Origin of the sequence: Acinetobacter sp. TR3, assembly GCF_027105055.1 — a bacterium.
Classification (GTDB): domain Bacteria; phylum Pseudomonadota; class Gammaproteobacteria; order Pseudomonadales; family Moraxellaceae; genus Acinetobacter.
In genome coordinates, this window is record NZ_CP114264.1 from 1,568,185 (window position 1) to 1,592,738 (window position 24,554).

The following is a 24,554-nucleotide window of genomic DNA, read 5'->3' on the forward strand; positions in this document are numbered from 1 at the left end:
AATAAACTGGGAAAGTTTGAATGTCACAATTAAAACCACAAGAAGTTGTACGTTTAGGCGATATACAAATGGCAAATCATTTGCCATTTGTATTATTTGGCGGAATGAACGTATTAGAGTCAAAAGATTTAGCATTTGAAATTGCTGAAACTTATGTTGATATTTGCAAACGCTTAGATATCCCTTATGTATTTAAGGCAAGCTTTGATAAAGCAAACCGTTCAAGCCTAAACTCTTATCGTGGACCGGGTTTGGAGAAAGGAATTGAATGGCTCGCGGACATTAAAAAGCATTTTAATGTGCCAATTATTACGGACGTTCATGAACCTTACCAAGCAGCGCCTGTTGCTGAAGTTGCGGACATTATCCAACTCCCAGCTTTCTTAAGTCGCCAGACTGATCTTGTTGAAGCAATGGCAAAAACACAAGCCATTATCAATATCAAAAAAGCACAATTCTTAGCACCACACGAAATGCGCCATATTTTGCATAAGTGTTTGGAAGCTGGAAACGATAAACTCATTCTTTGTGAACGTGGTTCAGCATTTGGCTATAACAACTTAGTTGTAGATATGCTTGGCTTCGACATTATGAAAGAAATGAACGTACCCGTATTCTTTGATGTAACGCATGCATTACAAACGCCTGGTGGACGTGCTGACTCTGCTGGTGGTCGCCGTGCTCAAATCACGACTTTAGCGCGTGCAGGTATGGCAACAGGTTTAGCGGGTCTGTTCTTGGAAGCACATCCAGAACCTGAAATCGCAAAATGTGATGGACCGTGTGCTTTGCGTTTATCTCAGCTTGAGCCATTCTTGGCGCAATTAAAAGAATTGGATACTTTAGTTAAAGGATTCAAAAAGTTAGATACCCATTGATGTAATTGTTTACATCTTATTTTCATTCAACAGAGGAATTGTTCATGAGCCAAATCGTTGACATCCGTGCACGTGAAATTTTGGACTCTCGTGGTAACCCAACCATCGAAGCAGATGTAATTTTAGAATCTGGCGTTGTTGGTCGTGCATGTGCGCCATCTGGTGCTTCGACTGGTTCTCGTGAAGCCTTAGAACTTCGTGATGGTGATAAAGCACGTTACTTAGGTAAAGGTGTTCGTACAGCAGTTAATAACGTAAATACGATTATCCGTGATGCTTTAGTCGGCAAATCAGTATTTGAACAAAAAGACATCGATAACACGATGATCGAACTTGATGGTACTGAAAACAAAGAAAAATTGGGTGCAAATGCAACTTTAGCAGTATCGTTAGCTGCTGCACGTGCTGCTGCTGATGAAAAGAAAATTCCTCTTTTCCAATACATCGCAGACCTACGTGGTCAAACGATTTTGACTATGCCTGTACCAATGATGAACATCATCAATGGTGGTTCGCATGCAGATAACAATGTTGATATTCAAGAGTTTATGATTGAGCCTGTAGGCTTTGGTTCATTCGCTGAAGCATTACGTGCGGGTGCTGAAATCTTCCATTCTCTAAAATCAGTTTTAAACAAAAAGGGTTTAAATACTGCTGTAGGTGATGAAGGTGGTTTTGCACCGAACTTACGTTCAAACGAAGAAGCAATCACTGTTATTCTTGAAGCGATTGGTCAAACGGGTTACAAAGCGGGTTCTGACATTATGTTAGCACTTGACTGTGCATCTTCAGAATTTTACAAAAATGGTCAGTACATCCTTGCAGGTGAAGGCAATAAAGCATTCACAAGCAATCAATTCTCTGATTATTTAGCTGGTCTTGTAAATCAATACCCAATCATCTCGATTGAAGATGGTCTAGATGAATCTGATTGGGAAGGTTGGAGCTACTTAACCTCAATCCTTGGTGACAAAATCCAGTTGGTTGGCGATGATTTGTTCGTAACCAATCCTAAGATTTTACAACGTGGTATCAATGAGAAAGTAGGTAACTCTATTCTCATCAAATATAACCAGATTGGTACATTGACTGAAACTTTAGATGCAATTTACCTTGCTAAAGCGAATGGCTATAGCACTGTAATTTCACACCGTTCTGGTGAAACTGAAGATTCTACAATTGCTGACTTGGCAGTAGGTACAGCGGCAGGTCAAATCAAGACGGGTTCACTATGCCGTTCTGACCGTGTAGCGAAATATAACCAATTACTTCGTATTGAAGAATTAACGAACGCAGCTTACCGCGGTAAAGCTGAATTCAAAGGTCTAAAATAAGGTCAAATAATCTATGTTGAATACTTCTGATCATCGTTCTTTACAAAAGAGAGAAACTCTGCAAATTCATAATCCTATAGAATTTACAGATAATCTTCCTTTAAGAAGGATGTAGGAGTTCTTCATGATAGAAATGTTTCGATCGACCTCGAGTAAATTGATTCTAGTGCTTGTCATCGCTTTGGTGACAAGTTTACAGTATCAATTTTGGCTAGGTGAGGGAGGGTATTTTCCTCATCAAGCCTTGACTCAACAGATTAAACAACAAGCAGAAGTAAATACGGAGCTTAAAGAGCGCAATCGTATTTTAGCAGCCGAAGTTTTCGACTTGAAAAATGGAACGGAAGCGATTGAAGAACATGCACGTTTGGATTTAGGTTTGGTTAAACCTAATGAAACTTTTGTGCAGATGAGCACAATCAGTACCCATTATAAACCGATTTATATTGATCCAAATGCAAAAATAGATGCAGCAACAAATGAAAACCCAGACTAAGCTGTGGGCTGTTGTTCCAGCCGCAGGTTCTGGCAGTCGTTTTTCGAAAACTGAATTAAAACAATATCAATATATTCAAAATCGTACTGTGCTTGAGCATACCGTTAATCGATTAAATACACTGGATTTAGCTGGTTGTGTACTTGCAATCGGTGAGAATGATAATTTTGCTCGAACACTTTCTTTTGATCATAAACAGAAATTACATTTTTGTTTAGGTGGAGTCGAACGAGTAAATTCTGTGCTCAATGCATTAATTTACTTATCTGATATTGCGGATGAAAATGATTGGGTATTGGTGCATGATGCTGCACGTCCATGTGTGACAACAGCATGCTTAGAAAAATTAGTAAAATCGGCAATCGACTCAGATCAAAGTAACATTTTAGCGATACCAGTCCGTGATACGCTTAAACAAGTACTCAATCAAAATCAAATTGAAAAAACAGTAAGTCGTGCGTTGTTATGGCAAGCACAAACACCGCAAATGGCTAAATTAGGTATTTTACGAAAAGCTATTGAAAAATCATTATTGGATAATATTCTAATTACAGATGAAGCAAGCGCTTTGGAATATATAAATGAACCTGTACACGTCGTACAAGGACGTTCAGACAATATTAAAATTACCTATACCGATGATTTAGAATTGGCTCGATTAATTCTTCAATCACAGCAACATACTTAATTTTTAATAGAAATAGCCTAAGTAAATTAATTATATACTTTTACACCAATATAAATGACAAAAAAAATGTGATTTGTTAAATTAAAAGAACATAATTTATAACGGATAAACAAATGAAAAAATTATTACTTTTAAGCTTTTTTACTTTTTCTTTTCTTGGATGTACATCTACACCATCAGAAACTTCAAACACTGTACAGGAAACGATACGTTATTCATCAAGTCCTTGTTTTGGTGCTTGTCCAATTTATTCGGTAGAAATCTCACCTTCTGGAACAGTGAATTTCAATGGTAAGCAATATACTAAAGTGACGGGTACTCAGAGTTTAATAACAGATCCTTCGGTATATAAAAAATTACAACAGGAGTTGAAAACTTATCGTCCAGAAACAGGTGCAAACGTTAAAACAACTGGCTGTCAGCAAACGGCAACTGATCAACCGAGTGCATATTTTGTTTGGATTCGACCAGATGGAACAACAACGAAATTAAGTCACTATACTGGTTGTATTTCACCAGCAAATATAGAATTAAATAAACTGATTGATAAACTACCGAAATTGATCGGTATTGATGATTTAGTACATTAAACTTGCTGTTGCTAAAATAGACAAATTTGGCATTTATGTTAGTATAAGTACAAGCGCAATCATGCGGAGGAGTCATCAATGACAGCTTTTACAATCATGAATATGAGTATCCAAGAAGAGGATCATCTTCCTGATCTTGCTGTACAAGCATTCCGCAATGCTTTCAAACATGCGAGCCAGTCTTCAACTGTGGTATATGCCAAAAATCATCAGCTATTAAAGCAATTACCAACAGGTGAGATTAGTGTGATTAAAGATATATCAACAGCTTATACGTCTATTTCAGCGCAACATCATGTACTAAAACGTAAAAAAAAGCAGGCTATTGTATAAGTTAATGCGACAACTTAAGCCTAGAATTCGTATGTTTGCGGGCCCAAATGGTTCTGGGAAAAGTACGATTAAAGATTATTTATTGCCCCGACATATTGGGGCATATTTAAATGCAGATGAACTCGAAAAAATTCTAAATCAAACCCAAATTTTGGATTTAAATACTTATCATGAGTCCTTGGATCGTATAAAACTGGTTGAATTTTTAAAAACTAAAAATAAGCAAATAGATCAACAGATTCACCCTTTATTAAGCCAAGAACCTGAGTTGCTAGCAGAAAATAAAATTCTTTTTGTAAAAGCAGATGTGGATTCGTACCTTGCAGCACGCATTATTGATTTTCTTCGACTAGAATTTTTAAAATTAAAAATAAGTTTTACTTTTGAGACTGTTATGTCACATATAAGTAAAGTTGAGTTTTTAAAAGCTGCTCGGAAACAAGGTTTTAAAACCTACTTGTATTATGTTTCTACCGTTGACCCTGAAATTAATATTGCAAGAGTTCAATATCGAGTGACTACGGGAGGGCATCCTGTACCTGAGCAAAAAATTCGTGATCGTTACTATCGCAGTATGGATTTACTCATGCAGGCTGTAGAAATGACGGATCGCACTTTTATCTTTGATAATTCTTCTAATGGCGAAAAAGCGGCTTTTCTCGCTGAGATTGAGCAAGCAGAATTGCTAAAACTGAATCCTGTCGTCACAGATTTTCCAATTTGGTTTGTAGAAAAAGTATTAACCGAATTTGAGTGAAAAATAGGAGACAAAAAAGGTTTTAATTATTATATAAAATAATATAATATAAAAATATATAATATATCCTTTGGATGAATCATGTCGAGCATCATCTCAGCTTTGATCGGTGGTGGAATTTTAGGACTTGCCGTTGTTGGCTATTTATATGTCAATGGTCGTATTACAGGCATCAGTGGTCTGCTTGCACAAGTGTTACAACCAAAGCTTTTGGTTCGTAGTTCGGCTTTGTGGTTCTTATTTGGACTATTCGTGACACCGTTCATTTATCAGATCTTTGTAAAACCAGAAATTGTTATTGAATCCTCTCCGATTGGGTTGGTCATCGCAGGTCTTTTGGTTGGCTTTGGTACTCGTTTAGGTTCTGGCTGTACCAGTGGGCATGGAATCTGTGGAATTAGTCGTTTATCCATACGTTCTATGATTGCAACAGTTACATTTATGTTAGCAGGAATAGTAACTGTATATGTTATTCGCCATATCATTGGAGTTACGCCATGAAAAATATACTTGCTTTCATTTTTGGTAGCTTATTTGCATTAGGCTTGCTGGTTTCAGGGATGTCTAATCCTGAGAAAGTTTTGGGTTTCTTAGACATTTTTGGACAATGGGATATAAGTTTAATGTTCGTGATGATGGGTGCAATCATTGTGGCAATTATTCCATTCCAAAAAGCGATTCGAAATCCGAAAACGATCTTTGGAGAAGAAATATCATTACCCATGAATACCCACATTGATAAAAAGTTAATTGTTGGTTCGAGCCTTTTTGGAGTCGGTTGGGGGATTGCAGGAATCTGTCCAGCACCAGCAATTACATTGATTGGATTGGGTTATTCACAAGCTTGGTATTTTATTGGTGCGATGCTATTAGGTATGTTTGTACATCGTTTGTGGGCTAAAAACTAATCGTTTTTTTGATTGTTATTGTATTTGTGTAAATAATATAAGGCACATAAGGTTATGATGTGCCTTGTTTTTATATAATAGGATATTATTTGAAACTATGAAGATATCGTGGTATAGAGCAAGCAATAACAAGTCCAAAAATGAGTAAGCTAAAATATATGAATAGAATCGTAAGAGCGCTTATACAGAAATTGAGTTCTTTGCATGCCCCTTATAATAATGGAATTCTCCATGATAAAATCGAAATAACTGAACTAGACAATAGAAGTCTAAGTTGATTTAAGCTCAGGGATTTGAATAAGTATTGATTGATATTATTTTTTATTAGAGGGAGAATGCGGTGGTGTATCCACCATCCATTAATACTAAGAACAACAACAATAAATAGTTTTTCTGATCCTAGACAGTATCGTGGACAACCGATCCCTCTAAATTCTTGAAATATTTCTGTTCAAAGGCTTCTGGACTTAACCAGCCGTTTGCGGAATGCCTTCTGACCCGATTGTAATAAATCTCAATATAGTCAAACAAGACAGTATTAGCTTCTTTTCGAGTGGCAAACACACTGCCATGGACCACATGACCTTTCAATGTATGAAAGAAGCTTTCGGTCACTGCATTGTCCCAACAGTTTCCTCGTCTAGACATGCTTTGAATACAGTTATTCGTCAATAATAGCGCCCTAAAATCACGACTACAGTACTGTGAGCCTTGGTCAGAATGCACCATGACACCTGTTGGATAACCCTGACGCGCCATTGCATAATTAAATGCATCACATACCAATTGACGATCTATCAGATGGCTGGTTTGCCATCCCACAATACGACGGCTGAATAGATCTAGCATCACACATAAATACAGCCAGCCTTCTTTAGTTCGGATATAGGTAATATCCGTTGTCCAAACTTTATTAGGCTGAGTAACTGTAAATTGGCGATCCAACAAATTTGATGCTGTAGACAAACGATGGTTTGAATCAGTCGTATGCTTGTATTTACGTGCAATCCTACTACGTAAACCAAGCTTTTTTAGCATCCTTCCAACGGTACGTTCGCTCATGCGATAACCTAAATCACGCATGTCATGTACCAATGACGGTGCACCCAAGCGCGCATGATGCTGCCAATATACAACTTTTAAATCATTGTATTTCTGCGCTGTATTGGTCTGGCGTTTTCGCCAGGCATAATAGCCTGAAGTGCTGACATCTAGGCATTTACAGACAGAAGACACAGTGACTTCATTTATATCCATATCTTGAATTACCGTGTACTTTTCTTGGCATGATCTGTCAGAAAGTACACATGCGCTTTTTTTAAGATGTCATTGGCTTCCTTGAGCTGTTTGACTTCTTTTTCTAATTCCAAGATCCGCTGTTGTTCAGGAGAAAGTTGACGTTTGCTTGAACCTACTGGATTGGCTTCACGAATCCATTTATCTAAGGTTGAATAACCCACACCTAATTTATGGGCGATTGCAGCTATAGGCTCGTGGGAGTTTGAAAGTGCATAATCAATTGCTTGCTGTTTAAATTCTGGACTAAAGCGTTTAGCCATTTTTACATCTCCAAAGTTAACTTTACGTTAGCTTTAGAGGGATGCATTGTCCATTATTTTGGCTAGGATCAAATTCTCCAAACAGATCAAGAGGTTTGTTGATGTCTGAGGCAGTTCCAGCAATTGATGAAAGTGAATCTTTAGAAACAACCAAAGGTTATGAAGATACTGAGGTTTTTAGGAAAAACCTGATAATACTATAGTAAATATAGAATATTAGTATTTACTACTCAATACAGATATCTTGTGAAATAAAAGTGATATTTATCAAAAAATACGAAATAAAAATATTGATTTTTGAGTACAAGTTAAGTAGTTTTTTTATGAAGTTAGGTAGGTTTTTCCATCACCTAACGAGGCTAACGACTGACACTCGGAAAGACGAGATGAAGCATAACGCTCACAGCAATGTGAGCGTTTTTAATGCCTTCAAAAATGTAATGTGTGTCTAGAATTTTGGTGACTATTGAAACAATCAAATTATTAAACACAAAGTCGGTCTGCTGAATTTAGCATAAGAACTCCAGAACGTATCCAAAGCTTGTAAAGTCATGGGGATACCTTCTATCGCTATCAAGAACTAGCCAGTACTGGCAATATGGATGCACTCATCAATCAAAGTCGCAGAACTCCAAATTTAAAAAACCGAGTGGATGAGCAAACTGAACAAACTGTTGTTGATTTTGCAATCTAATATCCAGCTTATGGTCAGCATAGGACCAGTAATGAGCTACGTCAGATTGGCATCTTTGTATCTGGCAGCGGTGTACGCTCTATCTGGCTTAGACACAATCTTGAGAATTTCAAAAGGCGATTAAAGGCACTTGAAATAAAAGTTGCTCAAGAAGGTATTCAGTTGAATGATCAGCAGATTTCTGCATTATAACGTAAACATGAAGATGATTTTGCTTGTGGTGAAATTGTAACGCATCATCTAGGATACCTTGGAGCGCAAGATACTTTGTATGTCGGAAATCTAAAAGGCGTTGGTCGTATTTATCAGCAAACTTTTATATACCTATAGCAAAGTGGTCATTGTAAGCTGCACACAACCAATACGCCTATTACAGCCGCAGATTTATTGAATGACCGAGTGTTGCCATTCTATGAGTCCCAAGAATTGCCAGTGCTTCGTATTCTGACTGACAGAGGTACAGAATATTGCGGTAAAGTTGAACATCATGATTATGAGCTTTATTTAGCGCTGAATGATATTGATCACACTAAAACGAAAGCAGCCTCACCACAAACAAATGGAATATGCGAGTGCTTCCATAAGACGATCTTTCAGGAGTTTTATCAGATTACTTTTCGAAAGAAACTTTATAGTTCATTAGAAGAGTTACAGCTTGATCTAGGCGGTTGGCTGAAATTCTATAATACTGAACTAATCCATCAGGGCAAGGTGTGCAATGGCAGAACACCATTTGCAACATTACTTGATGGAAAACGTAGTTGGGCTGAAAGAATTTAGCTCAAATTTAACCTGACAGTTTTAAGCAAATATCGATAACTGTCAGATCAGGTTTGAGCTAATACATTTTTATCTTTTTAGATAACTACACCATTTTGTTCAATTTTTACGGCAGCTTTCCAACTTGGTAGAGAACTCAAATGTTCGACATAGCTTTTGATATGGGGATATCTTTCACCTTGTCTCATATGATGAATTAACCCGTGAAGTGCAAACCCCATCATAAAGTCTGCGCCAGTTAAACGATCGTCTACTAAAAATAATTTATCTTTTAAATAATCATTTAAATAACCAAAAACTTTATCAAACTCGATTTGAGTATAGTTTTCTAGAAATGCTAATTTTGTGCCGTATTTAGTTTCTATTTGATTAAACGTTTTTAATAAAAATGGCACCATTGCTGAGCTTTCTGCGAAGTGAATCCATTGTAGGTAATCTGCATAACTAGCTGCATCTGTATCTGGTGCTAGATGTGGTGCAAGTCTTTGAATTAGTAACTCTACGATAGCCCCTGATTCTGCAATGACTTTACCTTGCCATTCAATCACGGGAGATTTCCCTAGAGGGTGAATATTTTTTAATGACTCAGGTGCCAAATGCGTTTTTTTGTCACGGTAATAGCGTTGCAATTGATACGGTTGTTTGATTTCTTCTAGTAACCACAAAATGCGGAAAGAACGTGATTGGTCTAAGTGATGTAATGTGATCATGATGATTCCTGTCTTAAAAACTTTATGGGAAATTTCCCTAAATTTTACGGTTTACAATATACACTTAAGTCAAATCATATTGCTGTTTATCTACTTATGAATAACAATCCAAATGGTATAGCAAATGTGAAAAATCAGATGTTTTCAATATTTAGAGTGATACATCAATGTAGAAAACCGCTTTAAAGAGTGGTTTTTTATTGCTGCATTGCTCAATCTGTTAATGTTAATTCAGTAAAATCAGAACGAAATCAAAGAAAAAAATATTGAGAATATTTTGCGGAAATTTTGTGAAGATTATTTTTTTGAGCATAAAAAGAGCTAAGCAACAAACTTGAAAATTCTATAAAATAATGAAAAATTTGTACTCAATTTTAAAATTGGTTCTGTATATAAATGACTGATATAGAAATAGAAACTCACCCATTACAACCATTTTTACCACATAATGCCAAACTACTGATGTTAGGGAGTTTTCCACCACCTCAGAGCCGATGGAAAATGGATTTTTACTATCCAAACTACCAAAATGATATGTGGCGTATATTTGGGCTCATTTTTTTCGAAGATAAAGATCACTTCTTAGATTTACCAAATAAGCGTTTTAAAGAACAACAAATTCGTGATTTTCTCACAAAGATTGGAATAGCAATATTTGATACGGCTTATCAAGTGAAACGACTGCAAGGCAATGCTTCTGATAAATTTTTAGAAATTGTTACGGCAACTGATTTATCACAATTGCTTGGGCAAATTCCAATGTGTCATACGATTATGACCACAGGAGATAAAGCAACTGATACTTTGATGCAGCATTTTCCTGAACAAATAAACAAACCCATGATTGGGCAATCAGTACAAGTGAATTATGCCAATCGTGAACTGAATTTGTATCGCTTGCCGTCATCTTCACGGGCCTATCCGTTGGCATTAGACAAAAAAGCGGATGCTTATCAACAATTTTTTCAAGCGATTGGGTTGGTTTAAATATATAAAAAATAGGGGAATTATATGAATGATGTATCTAGTTCAATTGATTTAAGAAACTACGAAGATGCTTTGGAATGGCAAGAGACGGCAAATGTAAAACGCCCATGGCGAAAAGATTTTTTTGATTATTATGTAGAGTTAATAAGAACTTATCATTCTGATCCATGTCACATATTGGAATTAGGTTCTGGTCCAGGTTTTCTAGCTCAACATTTGTTGTCGCAGTTAGATCATATCGAATATACGGCGTTTGATTTTTCTGAAGTCATGCATCAGCTTGCACAAAACAAGTTGAATGTATCAGAACTATCTCGAACAAAATACTTTGTTGGAAATTTTAAAGAATCTAATTGGCAAAATGCTTTAGATCGAAAATATGATTTTATTATCATCCATCAAGCACTGCATGAACTTCGACATAAACAATATGCAGCTAATTTTCATAAGATCGTCAGAACTTTGTTGAATCCTGATGGCATCTATTTAGTTTGTGATCATTTGTGCGCGCCCCATGTAATGCAAAATGATCAACTCTATATGAATAAACAAGAGCACTTGGATGCGCTTAGCCAAGCATCTTTTCAAGAGATCAAGATGCCATTGGAAATAGAGGGAATATGTCTGTTTGAAATGTCTTTAGATTAATTTAGAAATCTTCGTGTTTAGATCAGTTTTAATGAGGTCGATGTGTATAACAGTTAACTGATCAAATAGATTTACTCATTGTGAAAATTGACCTTTAGTTTTTATTCTTTTGTTTTGATTAAATGTTACATCATCCATTCTACTGGGAAATAAGATAAGAAATTCATGGTGAATCTTTGAAAATTTGTACTTTCAGGATCATGGTAATGTTTTACTATTTCGCCATTTTGTTTATGTTCATACCAAACGATATTGCCATTTGAGTCAAGTTTAAGTTGATAAGCAACTTGAAGTAAGTGTTGATCAAGTAATGTCGTAATTTGATTTTGTAGCTGATCGGATTCAACCACTAAACCGACTTCGGTGTTTAAATAAGCTGATCTTGGGTCAAAATTAAATGAACCAATAAAAACCTTACCATCTACATCAAAAAACTTGGCATGTAAACTTGAACGATTTTTACCTTTTACAGAAATCACACTACCAGTTGCAATTTCGTACCATGTTCGCTTTGTTCGTTCAATATTGGGTTTAAATTCGTAAAGTTGAACTCCATTTTGCAAGAGTGGCTTACGATATTTACTATAAAACGAATGAACGACAGCAACATCATTTGCAACTAAACTATTGGTTAGTACACGAACTTTAATCCCATTGTTCGAAAGTTTGCTTAAATATTCTGTTCCACGTTGTGTTGGAACAAAATAAGCAGAAACTAGTTCCATATGTTGTTTAGGTTCTCCCATAATTTTTAACACTTGGGAAAATAAAAGTTGTTGATCTTTAGCTTGTCCCAATGCTTTGTCAGGATGGTCTGCGACAAAATATGCTTTAGCCCATTGGACTGGGTAATTTTGTAGGCGCAATTTTAAATAATCTTGCGCTTCTTCTAATTTGTCTTCCGTAGGCGTGTTAATTTTATCTAAATTTCTATAGGTTATTCTTAATTGTTCAAGTGATTGAGTTGTAGTATGACCAAGTAATTGTTTAGTTGAATAACTAAGTTGATTATTCCAAAACGCTTTAAAGCTTTGTCCTGCATGATCAACCGCGCTGCCATAGAATAAAATATCCATATCACTAAATTGAAAATAATTACTGGCTTCAAAATACTCACTACTAATATTGCGTCCACCTGTAACGGCAATCGCATCATCTGCAATCATGAGTTTATTGTGCATACGATGATTAATTTTGTTTAGTCTGAATAAATAATCTATGACTCTAAGATGTCTAAATTTATAGGGATTAAAAATCCTAATTTCAAAGTTTGGATGCTGTGAGAGTGCTCTCAACGTTTTATCTAGTTTTATGCCATTCTGATCATCAATTAATAATCGAATTTTTACGCCTCTGTCGGCAGCATTCAGCAACTCATGCAACATGAGATTGCCAATCGCATCGTCTTTCCAAATATAATATTGTAAATCAACCTGATATTTTGCATTTCGAATCAAGTGAATACGAGATGCAATACTGAGGAATGCATCATCTAATGCTAAAAAAGCAGTCAAACCTTGTTTAATATTAAGATCAGCTTGGGGATCATTCATCCACTTTGTTTTTATTGGCAAAGGCTCACTCCGATCATGGTTTTGATTAGGCGGCAAAGCACAGGCACTTAAACTCAATACCATAACAATCGATATAGTTTTAAGGTGATATAGATTCTTTATCATTTTTATCGTGAAATGTTGTCTACTTATGTAAAGATAGCATTACATCTACTTGAAGATGTTGAATATCAGCATAAAATCAGTTAACTGTTACACAAACATAAAACATGACTATAAGGATGAAGGTATGAAATCTCGTGCAGCCGTTGCTTTTGCCGCAGGTGAACCATTACAGATCGTAGAGCTTGATGTTGAAGCACCAAAAGCTGGTGAAGTCCTGATTAAAATTACCCATACTGGTGTATGCCATACCGATGCATTTACTTTATCTGGTGATGATCCTGAAGGTGTTTTCCCCGCAGTTCTTGGACATGAAGGGGCTGGTATCGTTGTTCAAGTAGGTGAAGGCGTTACCAGTGTTGCAGTGGGTGATCATGTGATCCCGCTATATACCGCAGAATGTAAAGAATGTTTATTTTGTAAATCGGGTAAAACCAATTTGTGTGTTGCAGTTCGTGCAACTCAGGGCAAAGGCGTAATGCCAGATGGTACAACGCGCTTCTCTTATAATGGTCAACCTGTTTATCACTACATGGGCTGTTCAACTTTTAGTGAATATACCGTTGTTGCTGAAGTATCTTTAGCAAAAATCAATCCCGAAGCAAATCCTGAACAAGTCTGTTTGCTAGGTTGTGGTGTAACGACTGGTATTGGTGCAGTACATAACACGGCGAAAGTTCAAGCGGGTGATAGTGTTGCGGTATTTGGTTTGGGGGGGATTGGTCTTGCTGTGGTACAAGGCGCACGTCAAGCCAAAGCTGGACGTATTATTGTCGTTGATACCAATCCTGAAAAATTTGAATTGGCCAAACAATTTGGTGCAACTGACTTTTTAAATCCAAAAGATTATGAGCAACCGATTCAGCAAGTGATTGTCGAAATGACAGGTTGGGGCGTTGATCATTCCTTTGAATGTATTGGAAATACCAATGTCATGCGCTCAGCATTGGAATGCGCACATCGTGGTTGGGGACAATCAGTGATTATTGGCGTTGCTGGTGCAGGGCAAGAAATTTCAACTCGCCCATTCCAATTAGTAACAGGTCGTAAATGGATGGGAACAGCTTTTGGTGGGGTAAAAGGGCGTACTCAATTACCTAAAATGGTTGAAGATGCAATGAAAGGTGAAATTCAACTTGCGCCATTTGTGACTCATACCATGTCGCTTGAAGAAATTAATGATGCTTTTGATCTAATGCACGAAGGTAAGTCGATCCGTACAGTGATTCATTTTTAATTGTGAATGTTTGGATTTGGTGATGTGTAGCGCATCATCAAATCTTTGAGTATAAGTTGATGTCAAAACCACGTTTAAAATTACATGTCCGAATCTTAGCTGAGGAGCAAATTGCTTTTGGTCCAGGTAAAGCTGAATTACTGGAGGCAATTCAACGTGCAGGTTCAATTTCTCAAGCCGCAAAATCTATGAATATGAGTTATCGTCGAGCTTGGCAACTTGTAGATACCATGAATCAATGTTTTCATTCACATCTTGTTGAAACACAAACTGGTGGTACGCACGGTGGCGGTGCATTAGTAACAGAGCTAGGGCAAGTGGTATTAAAAAAATATAGAGCAATGGAGCAACAAGCTACTCAAACTTTAGCCTCAGAGTTTGAGGAGTTATCCAACTATCTAAAAATAAAACAATAAATTATAAGAATGATAGATTGAATATGGATTTGAGCAACTTTTGATAAACAAAAATGCTATTTGCTAAATCATGGAGCATTTGCATTAAAACAAAGCCTTTTAAGCACCAAGATGAAAATTAGAAACAATAGTATATCTATAAAATAATATAAGCATCTGATTTAGATATATAAAATAAATTGGCATGGATTCTGCATTTTAAAATTCAAACTTGTATACAAGATGGGATTCATAAAATGCATGAGATAAAAACTTTAGGTTGGACAATTTCAGAGTGGCAAACAGCTTATTCGAAAAATGAGATTCAACTTGATACTTTAAAAGATTTAGTTGCATCAATTGATCCTCAAGACAATGCATGGATTTCAATTGCGACGGTAGAACAGATTGAACAGCAAATTCAAGTTATCAATGAATTAAGCAAAGAAGCTGAAAGTTTAGAAAAACAATTTCCACTCTACGGTGTTCCATTTGCTGTAAAAGATAATATTGATGTTGCAGGGTTTGTAACTACTGCAGCTTGTAAAGCTTTAACGACAGTTGCAGTACAAGATGCTGAAACAGTACGTTTATTGAAGCAAGCGGGTGCAATCGTAATTGGCAAAACTAATCTTGATCAGTTTGCAACAGGTTTAGTGGGAACTCGCTCTCCATATGGTTCTGTTGCAAATACTTTTAATTCTGAATATATCAGCGGTGGATCAAGTTCCGGTTCAGCAAGTGTGGTTGCGCGTGGATTTGTCCCATTTGCATTAGGTACAGACACCGCAGGTTCAGGACGTGTGCCCGCAGCGTTTAACAATATTGTGGGGCTAAAACCAACCAAAGGGCGGTTTTCAAATCGTGGTTTATTGCCTGCATGTAAAACTCTAGATTGTATTTCGATCTTTGCTTTAACCGTTGCAGATGCAGACTTGGTTGCAAATATTTTAGAAGCATATGATCCGTTGGATAGTTATTCACGTAAGCATCCAAAGAATGTTCCAGCGCATTTCTCTAGCAAATTAAAATTTGCCATTCCAGAAAAACTAAATTTCTTTGGTGATGAGCAATCAGAAAAAGTTTTTCAGCAAAATGTCCAACTACTTGAATCATTAAATGCTGAAATTACTAAAATTGATTTCGCAGATTTCGAGCAACTGGCAGCGCAACTTTATCAAGGGTCTTGGGTAGCAGAACGTACAGCAGCCGTTGAAGATTTACTCAACAGCAATACTGAAGATTTTGATCCAACGGTATTAGAAATTATTAAAAACGGCGAAAAATATTCAGCGGTGGATGCTTACAATGCAGAATATTTAAAACAGGATTTAGCTCGAAAAATCCAACAAAAATTGGCTGACTTTGATGCCTTAATTGTTCCAACCTCACCCACAATTTATACCATTGCACAGCTTCAACAAAATCCGATTGAATATAACGCTCATTTGGGAACATATACCAATTTTACTAATTTAGCCGATCTGAGTGCTTTGGCATTGCCAGCAGGATTTAGAGCAGATCATTTACCATTTGGTATCACTTTAATTGCGCCAGCTTGGCACGATGCAGCATTAGTTCATTTTGGTAAGGCTTGGCAAAACTATCTTGCACTGAAATTAGGGGCATTGGATAAAACGCTACCTTTAAATTCTGCTACACCTATTTCGCAACATCATATTCGCGTTGCAGTCGTCGGTGCTCATTTAACAGGTATGCCATTAAATTTCCAACTCACCACACGTGATGCCGTACATATCGAAACCACAACGACCTCTAAAAATTATGCACTTTATGCATTGAACGGAACTGTTCCACCGAAACCCGGCTTAGCACGTCAGCAAGATGGACAAAGCATTATTGTTGAACTTTGGGATGTCCCAACTGCTCGATTTGGTGAATTTGTGGCTGAAATTCCGACACCTTTAGGCATGGGTAATGTCGAGTTAGAAGATGGGCGCTGGGTGAAAGGTTTTATCTGTGAGCCTTATGGCATAGATGATGCAGAGAATATTAGTCATTTTGGTGGATGGAGAGCCTATATCCAGCATCGTAACAGTCAAGCAGCAAACACAGCGAATTAATTAGGGGAAATCATCATGTTTAAAACTGTACTTATTGCAAACCGTGGTGAAATTGCTGTTCGAGCGATTCGCACACTTAAAAAATTAGGTGTAACCAGTGTTGCTGTGTATTCGGATAGTGATCGTTATGCACAACATGTTGAAGATGCTGATATTGCAATTGCTTTAGAAGGTTTAAAACCAGCCGATACTTATTTGAGTATCGAAAAATTGATTCAGGCAGCTAAACAAACTGGCGCAGAGGCAATCTTTCCTGGTTATGGCTTTCTTTCTGAAAGTGCTGATTTTTCCCGTGCCTGTGAGGAAAATAACATTGCCTTTATGGGGCCAACGGCCGAGCAAATTTTAGAGTTTGGTTTAAAACATCGTGCTCGTGAATTGGCTGCTGCAGCCAATGTGCCGATGACTTCGGGAACAGGATTGTTGGATAGTTTAGAAGATGCACTGACTGCCGCAGATCGTATTGGCTATCCAATTATGCTGAAAAGCACCGCTGGTGGTGGTGGTATTGGTTTGACCCGTTGTGATTCGCCACAAACCTTGACCGACGCTTACGAAAGTGTAAAACGTTTGGGCGAACAATTCTTTAAGGATGCAGGCGTATTTATTGAATGCTTTATTGATAAAGCACGTCATGTTGAAGTACAAATTTTTGGTGATGGAAAAGGGCAAGTCGTTGCCTTTGGTGAGCGTGATTGTTCTTTGCAACGTCGTAACCAAAAAGTAGTAGAGGAAACGCCTGCCGCAAATTTACCTGAAGCGACACGTAAAAAACTGCATCAGGCAGCGGTAGAACTGGGGAAATCCGTTAATTATCGTAGTGCGGGAACGGTTGAGTTTATTTACGATGCCAATCGAGATGAGTTTTATTTTCTAGAAGTGAATACACGCTTACAAGTTGAGCATCCAGTCACTGAGATGGTTACAGGTTTAGACTTAATTGAATGTATGCTCAAAGTGGCTGCTGGTGATGAACTTGATTGGGCATATCTCAGCAATATTCAGCCTAAAGGTGCAGCGATTGAAGTCCGAGTTTATGCCGAAGACCCTGTGAAAAATTTCCAACCAAGTCCCGGTGTGTTGACTGAAGTCACCTTTCCAGAGGGAACACGTGTTGATACTTGGGTTAAAACAGGCACAGAGATTTCTCAATACTTCGACCCAATGATTGCCAAGATTATTGTACATGCTGATGATCGTGCTAGTGCTATCGAAAAATTAAAGAATGTGTTGGCTGAAACTCGCTTAAATGGCATCAGCACAAACTTGGATTACGCACGTGCCATCGTTTCAGATCAGCGCTTTGAATCTATGCAAATTTGGACAAGAATGTTAGATGATTTCAACTACACGCCAAACGTAATTGAAGTGGTTCAAGCAGGAACATTGAGTTCAATTCAAGATTATCCGGGTCGTACAGGCTATTGGGATATTGGTGTACCACCATCGGGTCCAATGGATGATTATGCATTTCAGCTTGCCAATCGTATTGTTGGAAATGATGCTAAAGCCGCAGGTTTCGAGTTTACCTTAGTTGGTCCGACTTTAAAGTTCCATACAGATACGATTATTGCTTTGGCGGGTGCAAGCTGTACTGCTTTGTTAGATGATCAGGAAATTGATTTTTGGAAACCTATTGAAGTTAAAGCAGGACAAACTCTAAAAATCGGTCAAGTTGAATCAGGTTGCCGTACATATTTAGCAGTACGAAATGGTTTGGATGTTCCAGTATATTTGGGCAGTCGCTCTACCTTTGCGCTTGGTAATTTTGGTGGTCATGCAGGTCGCACCTTACGTGTCGGCGACATGATTAAAATGGTTGATCCAGCATTTGCGAGTGCAGAACTGCCACTTGCTCATGATATGCCTCAAGCATTGTCGACTGACTTGATTCCGGAATACACCAATGAATGGGAAATTGCGGTGTTATATGGTCCGCATGGCGCACCAGATTTCTTTAAACCTGAATATGTAGATGAGTTTTTTGTATCAGAGTGGACGGTGCACTTTAACTCAAATCGTTTAGGTGTACGTTTATCAGGACCAACGCCAAGCTGGGCTAGAGAAAATGGCGGTGAAGCAGGTTTACACCCATCCAATGTCCATGACTGTGAATATGCGATCGGTGCAATTAACTTCACAGGCGATTTCCCTGTGATTCTAGCGAAAGATGGTCCAAGCTTAGGCGGTTTCGTTTGTCCTGTTACGATTGCCAAAGCAGAACTTTGGAAAGTTGGACAGCTAAAAGCTGATGATAAAATTCGCTTTTATCCAATTACGGTTGAACAAGCCAATGAACTTGAACGTCAGCAAATTGAAAATATCCAAAACTTTGCAGAAGCAAGCAAAGTTGTAGAAACGATTGAGCCAGTTCAAGAGGTTGTCAGTACGATTTTGGCACAACGTGAACCAACTGAATTGTCGCCAAAAACAGTGTATCGCCAAGCAGGTGATAGTTATATTCTCTTAGAGTATGGCGAAAATGTTTTAGATTTAGCTTTACGTTTACGTGTGCATCAATTGATTCAAATGATTCGTGATGCAAAAATTGCAGGCGTATTGGAACTGTCACCGGGTGTTCGTTCACTACAGATTAAATACGATGGCTTAGTAATTCCACAGTCACAATTGATTGCTCAATTAATTCAACTCGAAGAAGAGATGGGTGATCTCAGCCAATTAAAAATCCCATCTCGGATCGTACATTTGCCGATGGCATTTGAAGATAGTGCAACTTTAGGAGCTGTAGAACGCTATCAAGAAAGTGTTTGCTCTAAAGCACCGTGGTTGCCAAACAACGTTGATTTTATCCAACGTATTAATGGTTTGGCAGATCGAAATGAAGTTAAAGATATTATTTTTGATGCGAACTATTTAATTCTTGGCTTGGGTGATGTGTATTTAACGGCACCTTGTGCTGTGCCAATCGATCCACGCCATCGTTTACTCAGTTCTAAATATAATCCAGCACGTACCTTTACAGCAGAGGGAACAGTTGGTATTGGTGGTATGTACATGTGTATCTACGGCATGGATTCACCGGGCGGCTATCAATTAATTGGGCGTACACTACCAATCTGGAATAAGTTTAAGAAAAACAAACAATTTGGCGATAAACAATGGTTCTTACAATTCTTTGATCAGATCAAATATTTTGAGGTGACAGAAGAAGAACTCAATCAATGGCGTGCTGACTTTGAAAATGGTCGTGCTGAGATCAAGATTGAAGAAACAGAGTTCGATTATGCGGATTATGTACAATTCTTAGATGATGAAGCTGAGAGTATTGCCGAGTTTAAAGCAAAGCAACAACAAGCATTTGCTTATGAAGTTGATCGTTGGAAAGAGGAGTTCGCGGCTCAACCTGAAGAACAGATTCAAGAAAATAACCATGCTGATTACATTCATTTACCATCGTTAAATGCATCAATGACAGGTAATATCTGGAAAATTTTTGTTGAACATGGTCAAGAGGTTAAAAAAGGTGAAACTGTTGCTATTATTGAAGCAATGAAAATGGAACTTCCTGTTTATGCAGAAGAAGATGGAATTGTAAAAGCCATTATTTGTAGAGCAGGGCAAACTGTACATAGTGGTGAACCACTGGTTTATATGGAATAAGGCAAGGTTGCATGAAAGAAATCAAAATAAAAACAACAAAAAGCTCAGACAATTTGTCTGAGCTGGTTTACCAACGCATCAAGAATGATATCTTTGATTTCAAACTGATGCCGGGTGAACGTTTCACTGAATCTGAAGTTGCAAAAGCCTATGATGTAAGTCGTACCCCAATCCGACAAGCGCTGTATCGTTTGCAACAAGAGGGTTATGTTGATGTGAGTTTCCGTAGCGGTTGGCAAATTCGACCGCTTAATTTTCGTTATTATGAAGAACTTTATGATGTGAGGATCGTATTAGAAAAAGATTCGATTCGTAAACTTTGTCAGATGGATCATCAAAACTCGGTTGAATTATCTGTTTTAAAAGATTTATGGTTGATTGAACCTCATCAATACCTAAAAGACATTAAACAACTGTCACAACAAGATGAAGATTTCCATTGCGCTTTAGTTCGTGCCTCTGGAAATAATGAAATGGCGAGAATTCATCGTGATTTGAGTGAGCGAATCCGCATTATTCGTCGTTTAGATTTCTCTAAAGATTATCGCGTTGAAGCCACTTATCAGGAGCATCAAAAAATACTGGGTTATATTTTTAATCGTAAAGTAGATGAAGCCATTCAGGCGATTGAAGCACATATCATGCAAAGTCGTGATGAAGTGAAAAAAATTACTTTACAAATGTTGGATTCGAGTCAGTTTTATTAGAATCATAGTGTTAGTATTTATATGATGAATCTAAACTAAATTATCGAATAACACAAATAAGGTGTTAATAATGTCGGAATCAATTTGGTCTGAGCAAGGCGATCAAGAAATATTAGCTGTAGAGCTTAATATATATAAATTTTGTGAAGAACAAAAATTGGATCTTTTCGAGTTTTATGAGGAAGGATTAGGAAAAGTTGTGGCAACTCATATCTATGAAGAAAAAGGATTTCCTGTAGTTTTTACAAAATATCTAGATGCACCTTTTTCTTGTGTTAATGTAGCTATTGATGCCTCTTGCAATAACGTAAAAGAATGGGAAGACCGTATAATTAATAAATATTTTAAGAACTGCCAAATATATTTTAAATTATCTGAAAGTTAGACTTCATAAAACTCTCTTTTTTATGCCTAATCCTGCATAAAACTAACAGCTTTTATCTCTTTGCTATTTAATAATAAAAATCACATTTCAAATCATCAGATGAAACATGATGAATGATCAAACACTGACGGCACTTTTTCTAAAACTTGTTGCTAAAGAAGACTTCTTTGCTACGGCGATAGATGGCATCACATTGATGCGTGTAGATCACAACACACCACCATTAGCCGTATTGCAAGAACCGACCTTAGTTTTTGTTTTACAAGGAAGTAAACGTGGTTATATCGGAACTGAAACCTACGCATTTCAGCAAGGTGAATGCCTAATCGTCTCCGTGTCTATGCCATTTGATTGTGATACGGTAGCGAGTCCTGAATTGCCTATGATTGCAGTCAGCATGAAACTAGAGGCGGATACTGTAAATGAGTTGTTGGCAAAAACATATTTTGAAAATGAGCAATTTAAACCACTCACCACAGGCATGAGTGTAATTCAATATGATCAAACAATTTCAAATGTGCTAATAAGACTATTAAAAACTTTAGGTTCAGAACAAGACAGCTTGATTTTAGGTGAACAAATTAAACGAGAGTTATTGTATCGAGTGATTCAACATTCGGGTGCAGATGCTTTAAAAGGATTAGTGGCTCAAGGAAACTTACGACCAATTTATAAAATTTGTGAATATATTCAACATCATTTTACAGAAAAATTAACAGTTGAAATGCTTGCTGAACAAGCCAATATGAGTATTTCGGCATTTCATAAAGCATTCAAACAAGTCACATTACATTCACCTTTGCAGTATCTCAAAGTTACACGGTTGCATAAGGCAAAACAAATGTTGCAAAACGAAAACCAAAGCGTTGCTCAAGCAGCTTATGCTGTTGGTTATCAAAGCTCATCTCAATTTAGTCGAGAGTTTAAAAAGCAGTTTGGTTTTTCTCCTAATCAGACTGAAGTAAATATAGAGAAGGAATGAGTAAGTCATGAATCAAAATAGTAGAGAACAAATGAAATATATTGAAATTACTGAAGCTGGTGGTCCTGAAGTTCTAAAAGTTGTGCACGGTGACAAACCTGAGATTAAAGAAGATGAAGTATTGATTGAAGTCTATGCCACTGGGATCAATCGCCCTGATATTTTGCAACGACAGGGGCTTTATCCAATGCCGAAAGGCGTAACGCAGATTCCAGGATTGGAGGTTGCTGGGATCATTGCACAAATTGGTTCAAAAGTAGAAAAATTTAAAGTCGGTGATAAAGTCTGCGCGCTGACCAATGGTGGAGGATATGCAGAATACTGTACTGTCCCAGCAAATCAAACTTTAGCGATTCCAAAAAATCTGAGCTTTATTGAAGCAGCAGCTATTCCAGAAACTTATTTCACAGTATGGGCAAATCTATTTCAGATCGGGCAGTTGAAAAAGAACGAAAGTGTTCTGATTCACGGAGGAGCGAGTGGAATTGGCTCTACAGCGTTGAGTTTATGTCATGCCATGGGGATTCAAACTTTTTCCACGGTGGGCAGTGACGAGAAAGCTGAAAAATTAAGCTCTATTTCGACAGTTATTAATTATAAGAAGCAAGATTTTGAACAAGAAATTTTGTCACGCACAGATCAGCAAGGTGTTGATGTGATCTTGGATATTATCGGTGCTGCTTACTTTAATCAGAATCTGAGATTGCTAAAAAGAGATGGGCGACTGGTAATTATCGGATTTATGGGCGGTCGAAAAGTAGATGGTTTTGATATTCAAGAACTCATGCTAAAACGCGCTGTGGTGACTGGCTCAACAATGCGTGCCCGAACCAATGATGAAAAAGCAAAAATTACCCAAGAATTGGAACAGTTTGTCTGGCCACTAATCGAAACAGATCAATGTAAACCAATTATTTATAAGACTTTTGCATTTGAAGAGGTTGCAGCAGCGCACCAATGTCTGGAAAGCAGTGAACATATTGGAAAAGTGGTACTCGAAATTAAATCGTAATTTTGCCTGATTGTATTCATTCCATGCCTATTTATACATCAAGCTTGAGAATGATCACCTAGAAAAGCAATATGTAAATCAAACATATCCTACGAGGAATTTGAAGATGACAACAAATATAGATGATCGCAACCCAACCCCAGATTTAGCAGAAGATAATGCTTTTTTTCCATCACCTTATTCTTTAAGTCAGTATACAGCTCCTAAAACGGATTATGATGGAACAACGTATCCGAATCCCTATGAAGGTGATAAAAAGATTCTTATGATTGCTACGGATGAACGCTATATCCTGATGCAAAATAAGAAATTCTTTTCTACAGGAAATCATCCCGTAGAAATGTTGTTACCGATGTTTCATTTGGACAATGCTGGTTTTGCCTTTGATGTTGCAACACTTTCAGGCAACCCAGTCAAACTTGAAATGTGGGCGATGCCAAATGAAGAACAAGTGGTTTTAGATACGTATCATAAGTACGAAAAACAACTGAAATCTCCACTTAAACTGGCTGATATTTTAGATCAAGCTTTAAGTGCTGAATCACCTTATGCTGGTATTTTCATTCCAGGTGGACATGGTGTTTTAGCTAAAATCCCTGAGAGTAAGGAAGTTAAGGCTTTATTAAAATGGGCAGTGGATAATGACAAATATGTGATTACTTTATGTCATGGTCCAGCTTCTTTATTGGCGGCTGCTGTAGATGAAAATCCAAATGACTACATTTTTAAAGGTTATCAAGTTTGTGTTTTCCCAGATTCATTAGATAAAGGTGCCAATATTGATATTGGATATATGCCAGGACAATTGCCGTGGCTCGTCGGTGAAAATTTAGAAAAACTTGGTGTAGAAATCTTAAATAAAGGCATTACTGGGCAAGTACACCAAGATCGAAAACTATTAACGGGTGATAGTCCATTGGCTTCTAATAATTTGGGTAAACTTGCTGCTGAAACTTTATTAGCTGATCCAAGCCTTAACGCATAAGCTATTTTATAAGCTCAAAGCCCAATTTAATATTGGGCTTTTTCTTGAGCAAAATTTAAAATTTGTAAGCTAGCTGACAAGTTTTAAGTTTTGATTATGTTAAGAAAG

Annotated in this window: 23 protein-coding genes and 1 pseudogene; 21 read left to right on the plus strand and 3 right to left on the minus strand. The window is 37.3% G+C overall.

Annotation, left to right across the window (positions count from 1 at the left end; translation table 11 throughout):
- The first annotated feature begins 20 nt into the window (after positions 1-20).
- The 9 genes from kdsA (at position 21) to O1449_RS07395 (ending at position 5,984) form a co-directional block, all read left to right on the plus strand.
- A complete protein-coding gene (gene kdsA / locus O1449_RS07355) occupies positions 21-878 on the plus strand; it encodes a 3-deoxy-8-phosphooctulonate synthase (protein WP_004653722.1) in 858 nt (285 codons plus the stop codon).
- Positions 879-922: 44 nt separating this feature from the next.
- Positions 923-2,212 (plus strand): phosphopyruvate hydratase, encoded by a 1,290-nt coding sequence (gene eno / locus O1449_RS07360; protein WP_269228049.1) that lies wholly within the window; start codon positions 923-925, stop codon positions 2,210-2,212.
- A 124-nt stretch (positions 2,213-2,336) separates the two neighbouring features.
- Positions 2,337-2,708: a cell division protein FtsB gene (gene ftsB, locus O1449_RS07365; protein WP_004662248.1), complete on the plus strand. Its 372-nt coding sequence runs from the start codon at positions 2,337-2,339 to the stop codon at positions 2,706-2,708.
- Complete coding sequence (ispD, locus tag O1449_RS07370; protein ID WP_269239595.1) at positions 2,692-3,396, plus strand: 2-C-methyl-D-erythritol 4-phosphate cytidylyltransferase; 705 nt, start codon at positions 2,692-2,694, stop codon at positions 3,394-3,396. The genes ftsB and ispD overlap by 17 nt, the downstream gene beginning before the upstream one ends.
- 113 nt (positions 3,397-3,509) lie before the next feature.
- A complete protein-coding gene (locus O1449_RS07375; protein ID WP_269239596.1) occupies positions 3,510-3,986 on the plus strand; it encodes a DUF6438 domain-containing protein in 477 nt (158 codons plus the stop codon).
- A 78-nt stretch (positions 3,987-4,064) separates the two neighbouring features.
- Positions 4,065-4,319, plus strand: coding sequence for a hypothetical protein (locus O1449_RS07380; protein WP_269228046.1), 255 nt, complete (start codon positions 4,065-4,067; stop codon positions 4,317-4,319).
- Positions 4,320-4,323: 4 nt separating this feature from the next.
- On the plus strand, positions 4,324-5,076 hold the full coding sequence (locus O1449_RS07385) for a zeta toxin family protein (RefSeq protein ID WP_269239597.1): 753 nt from the start codon (positions 4,324-4,326) through the stop codon (positions 5,074-5,076).
- An 81-nt stretch (positions 5,077-5,157) separates the two neighbouring features.
- The gene (locus O1449_RS07390; RefSeq protein WP_269239598.1) at positions 5,158-5,577 is read left to right on the plus strand and encodes a YeeE/YedE family protein; all 420 of its coding nucleotides are present in this window, start codon (positions 5,158-5,160) and stop codon (positions 5,575-5,577) included.
- Entirely contained in the window at positions 5,574-5,984 is a 411-nt protein-coding gene (locus tag O1449_RS07395; protein ID WP_269228043.1) for a DUF6691 family protein, read from the plus strand. The genes O1449_RS07390 and O1449_RS07395 overlap by 4 nt, the downstream gene beginning before the upstream one ends.
- 399 nt (positions 5,985-6,383) lie before the next feature.
- Here the strand turns inward: O1449_RS07395 and O1449_RS07400 are convergent.
- Positions 6,384-7,543 (minus strand): IS3 family transposase gene (locus O1449_RS07400; RefSeq protein ID WP_269239599.1). Its coding sequence is split into 2 segments (ribosomal slippage): positions 6,384-7,309 and positions 7,309-7,543, totalling 1,161 coding nucleotides; the frame shifts between segments, so codons are not numbered across the junction.
- 479 nt (positions 7,544-8,022) lie between these two features.
- On the opposite strand from O1449_RS07400, the pseudogene O1449_RS07405 reads away from it, so the two are divergent.
- Positions 8,023-9,028 (plus strand): annotated as a pseudogene (locus O1449_RS07405) (helix-turn-helix domain-containing protein).
- Between the two features lie 66 nt (positions 9,029-9,094).
- On the opposite strand, the gene O1449_RS07410 reads toward O1449_RS07405, so the two are convergent.
- On the minus strand, positions 9,095-9,727 hold the full coding sequence (locus tag O1449_RS07410; protein ID WP_269239600.1) for a glutathione S-transferase family protein: 633 nt from the start codon (positions 9,725-9,727) through the stop codon (positions 9,095-9,097).
- Positions 9,728-10,123: 396 nt separating this feature from the next.
- Between O1449_RS07410 and O1449_RS07415 the strand changes: the two genes are divergently transcribed.
- Positions 10,124-10,714 carry a uracil-DNA glycosylase family protein gene (locus tag O1449_RS07415; protein ID WP_269239601.1) on the plus strand — a complete coding sequence of 197 codons (591 nt, stop codon included), beginning with the start codon at positions 10,124-10,126 and terminating at the stop codon, positions 10,712-10,714.
- Between the two features lie 24 nt (positions 10,715-10,738).
- Complete coding sequence (locus O1449_RS07420) at positions 10,739-11,362, plus strand: class I SAM-dependent methyltransferase (RefSeq protein ID WP_269239602.1); 624 nt, start codon at positions 10,739-10,741, stop codon at positions 11,360-11,362.
- A 125-nt stretch (positions 11,363-11,487) separates the two neighbouring features.
- Here O1449_RS07420 and O1449_RS07425 read toward each other — a convergent pair whose 3' ends face one another.
- Positions 11,488-12,999, minus strand: coding sequence for a phospholipase D family protein (locus O1449_RS07425; protein WP_269239603.1), 1,512 nt, complete (start codon positions 12,997-12,999; stop codon positions 11,488-11,490).
- A gap of 166 nt (positions 13,000-13,165) precedes the next feature.
- Between O1449_RS07425 and O1449_RS07430 the strand changes: the two genes are divergently transcribed.
- The 9 genes from O1449_RS07430 to hchA all read left to right on the plus strand — a co-directional run bounded on the left by O1449_RS07430 (position 13,166) and on the right by hchA (position 24,446).
- Positions 13,166-14,275, plus strand: a complete 1,110-nt coding sequence (locus tag O1449_RS07430) for an S-(hydroxymethyl)glutathione dehydrogenase/class III alcohol dehydrogenase (protein ID WP_269228032.1) — start codon at positions 13,166-13,168, stop codon at positions 14,273-14,275.
- A 59-nt stretch (positions 14,276-14,334) separates the two neighbouring features.
- A complete protein-coding gene (locus O1449_RS07435; protein ID WP_269239604.1) occupies positions 14,335-14,691 on the plus strand; it encodes a winged helix-turn-helix domain-containing protein in 357 nt (118 codons plus the stop codon).
- Positions 14,692-14,927: 236 nt separating this feature from the next.
- Entirely contained in the window at positions 14,928-16,754 is a 1,827-nt protein-coding gene (gene atzF / locus O1449_RS07440; RefSeq protein WP_269239605.1) for an allophanate hydrolase, read from the plus strand.
- 15 nt (positions 16,755-16,769) lie between these two features.
- The gene (gene uca / locus O1449_RS07445) at positions 16,770-20,375 is read left to right on the plus strand and encodes an urea carboxylase (RefSeq protein WP_269239606.1); all 3,606 of its coding nucleotides are present in this window, start codon (positions 16,770-16,772) and stop codon (positions 20,373-20,375) included.
- Between the two features lie 11 nt (positions 20,376-20,386).
- Positions 20,387-21,082: a GntR family transcriptional regulator gene (locus O1449_RS07450; RefSeq protein ID WP_269228028.1), complete on the plus strand. Its 696-nt coding sequence runs from the start codon at positions 20,387-20,389 to the stop codon at positions 21,080-21,082.
- Positions 21,083-21,152: 70 nt separating this feature from the next.
- Positions 21,153-21,467: a hypothetical protein gene (locus tag O1449_RS07455; protein WP_269239607.1), complete on the plus strand. Its 315-nt coding sequence runs from the start codon at positions 21,153-21,155 to the stop codon at positions 21,465-21,467.
- 106 nt (positions 21,468-21,573) lie between these two features.
- Positions 21,574-22,449 carry an AraC family transcriptional regulator gene (locus tag O1449_RS07460; protein WP_269239608.1) on the plus strand — a complete coding sequence of 292 codons (876 nt, stop codon included), beginning with the start codon at positions 21,574-21,576 and terminating at the stop codon, positions 22,447-22,449.
- Between the two features lie 7 nt (positions 22,450-22,456).
- A complete protein-coding gene (locus tag O1449_RS07465; RefSeq protein ID WP_269239609.1) occupies positions 22,457-23,461 on the plus strand; it encodes an NAD(P)H-quinone oxidoreductase in 1,005 nt (334 codons plus the stop codon).
- A 106-nt stretch (positions 23,462-23,567) separates the two neighbouring features.
- Complete coding sequence (hchA, locus tag O1449_RS07470) at positions 23,568-24,446, plus strand: glyoxalase III HchA (protein WP_269239610.1); 879 nt, start codon at positions 23,568-23,570, stop codon at positions 24,444-24,446.
- Positions 24,447-24,554 lie beyond the last annotated feature (108 nt).

Excerpts from the sequence above, each read along its gene's own strand:
- kdsA (WP_004653722.1), top strand. The coding sequence starts at position 21 with ATGTCACAATTAAAACCACAAGAAGTTGTACGTTTAGGCGATATACAA.
- eno (WP_269228049.1), top strand. The coding sequence starts at position 923 with ATGAGCCAAATCGTTGACATCCGTGCACGTGAAATTTTGGACTCTCGT.
- ftsB (WP_004662248.1), top strand. The coding sequence starts at position 2,337 with ATGATAGAAATGTTTCGATCGACCTCGAGTAAATTGATTCTAGTGCTT.
- ispD (WP_269239595.1), top strand. The coding sequence starts at position 2,692 with ATGAAAACCCAGACTAAGCTGTGGGCTGTTGTTCCAGCCGCAGGTTCT.
- O1449_RS07375 (WP_269239596.1), top strand. The coding sequence starts at position 3,510 with ATGAAAAAATTATTACTTTTAAGCTTTTTTACTTTTTCTTTTCTTGGA.
- O1449_RS07380 (WP_269228046.1), top strand. The coding sequence starts at position 4,065 with ATGACAGCTTTTACAATCATGAATATGAGTATCCAAGAAGAGGATCAT.
- O1449_RS07385 (WP_269239597.1), top strand. The coding sequence starts at position 4,324 with ATGCGACAACTTAAGCCTAGAATTCGTATGTTTGCGGGCCCAAATGGT.
- O1449_RS07390 (WP_269239598.1), top strand. The coding sequence starts at position 5,158 with ATGTCGAGCATCATCTCAGCTTTGATCGGTGGTGGAATTTTAGGACTT.
- O1449_RS07395 (WP_269228043.1), top strand. The coding sequence starts at position 5,574 with ATGAAAAATATACTTGCTTTCATTTTTGGTAGCTTATTTGCATTAGGC.
- O1449_RS07410 (WP_269239600.1), bottom strand. The coding sequence starts at position 9,727 with ATGATCACATTACATCACTTAGACCAATCACGTTCTTTCCGCATTTTG.
- O1449_RS07415 (WP_269239601.1), top strand. The coding sequence starts at position 10,124 with ATGACTGATATAGAAATAGAAACTCACCCATTACAACCATTTTTACCA.
- O1449_RS07420 (WP_269239602.1), top strand. The coding sequence starts at position 10,739 with ATGAATGATGTATCTAGTTCAATTGATTTAAGAAACTACGAAGATGCT.
- O1449_RS07425 (WP_269239603.1), bottom strand. The coding sequence starts at position 12,999 with ATGGTATTGAGTTTAAGTGCCTGTGCTTTGCCGCCTAATCAAAACCAT.
- O1449_RS07430 (WP_269228032.1), top strand. The coding sequence starts at position 13,166 with ATGAAATCTCGTGCAGCCGTTGCTTTTGCCGCAGGTGAACCATTACAG.
- O1449_RS07435 (WP_269239604.1), top strand. The coding sequence starts at position 14,335 with ATGTCAAAACCACGTTTAAAATTACATGTCCGAATCTTAGCTGAGGAG.
- atzF (WP_269239605.1), top strand. The coding sequence starts at position 14,928 with ATGCATGAGATAAAAACTTTAGGTTGGACAATTTCAGAGTGGCAAACA.
- uca (WP_269239606.1), top strand. The coding sequence starts at position 16,770 with ATGTTTAAAACTGTACTTATTGCAAACCGTGGTGAAATTGCTGTTCGA.
- O1449_RS07450 (WP_269228028.1), top strand. The coding sequence starts at position 20,387 with ATGAAAGAAATCAAAATAAAAACAACAAAAAGCTCAGACAATTTGTCT.
- O1449_RS07455 (WP_269239607.1), top strand. The coding sequence starts at position 21,153 with ATGTCGGAATCAATTTGGTCTGAGCAAGGCGATCAAGAAATATTAGCT.
- O1449_RS07460 (WP_269239608.1), top strand. The coding sequence starts at position 21,574 with ATGATGAATGATCAAACACTGACGGCACTTTTTCTAAAACTTGTTGCT.
- O1449_RS07465 (WP_269239609.1), top strand. The coding sequence starts at position 22,457 with ATGAATCAAAATAGTAGAGAACAAATGAAATATATTGAAATTACTGAA.
- hchA (WP_269239610.1), top strand. The coding sequence starts at position 23,568 with ATGACAACAAATATAGATGATCGCAACCCAACCCCAGATTTAGCAGAA.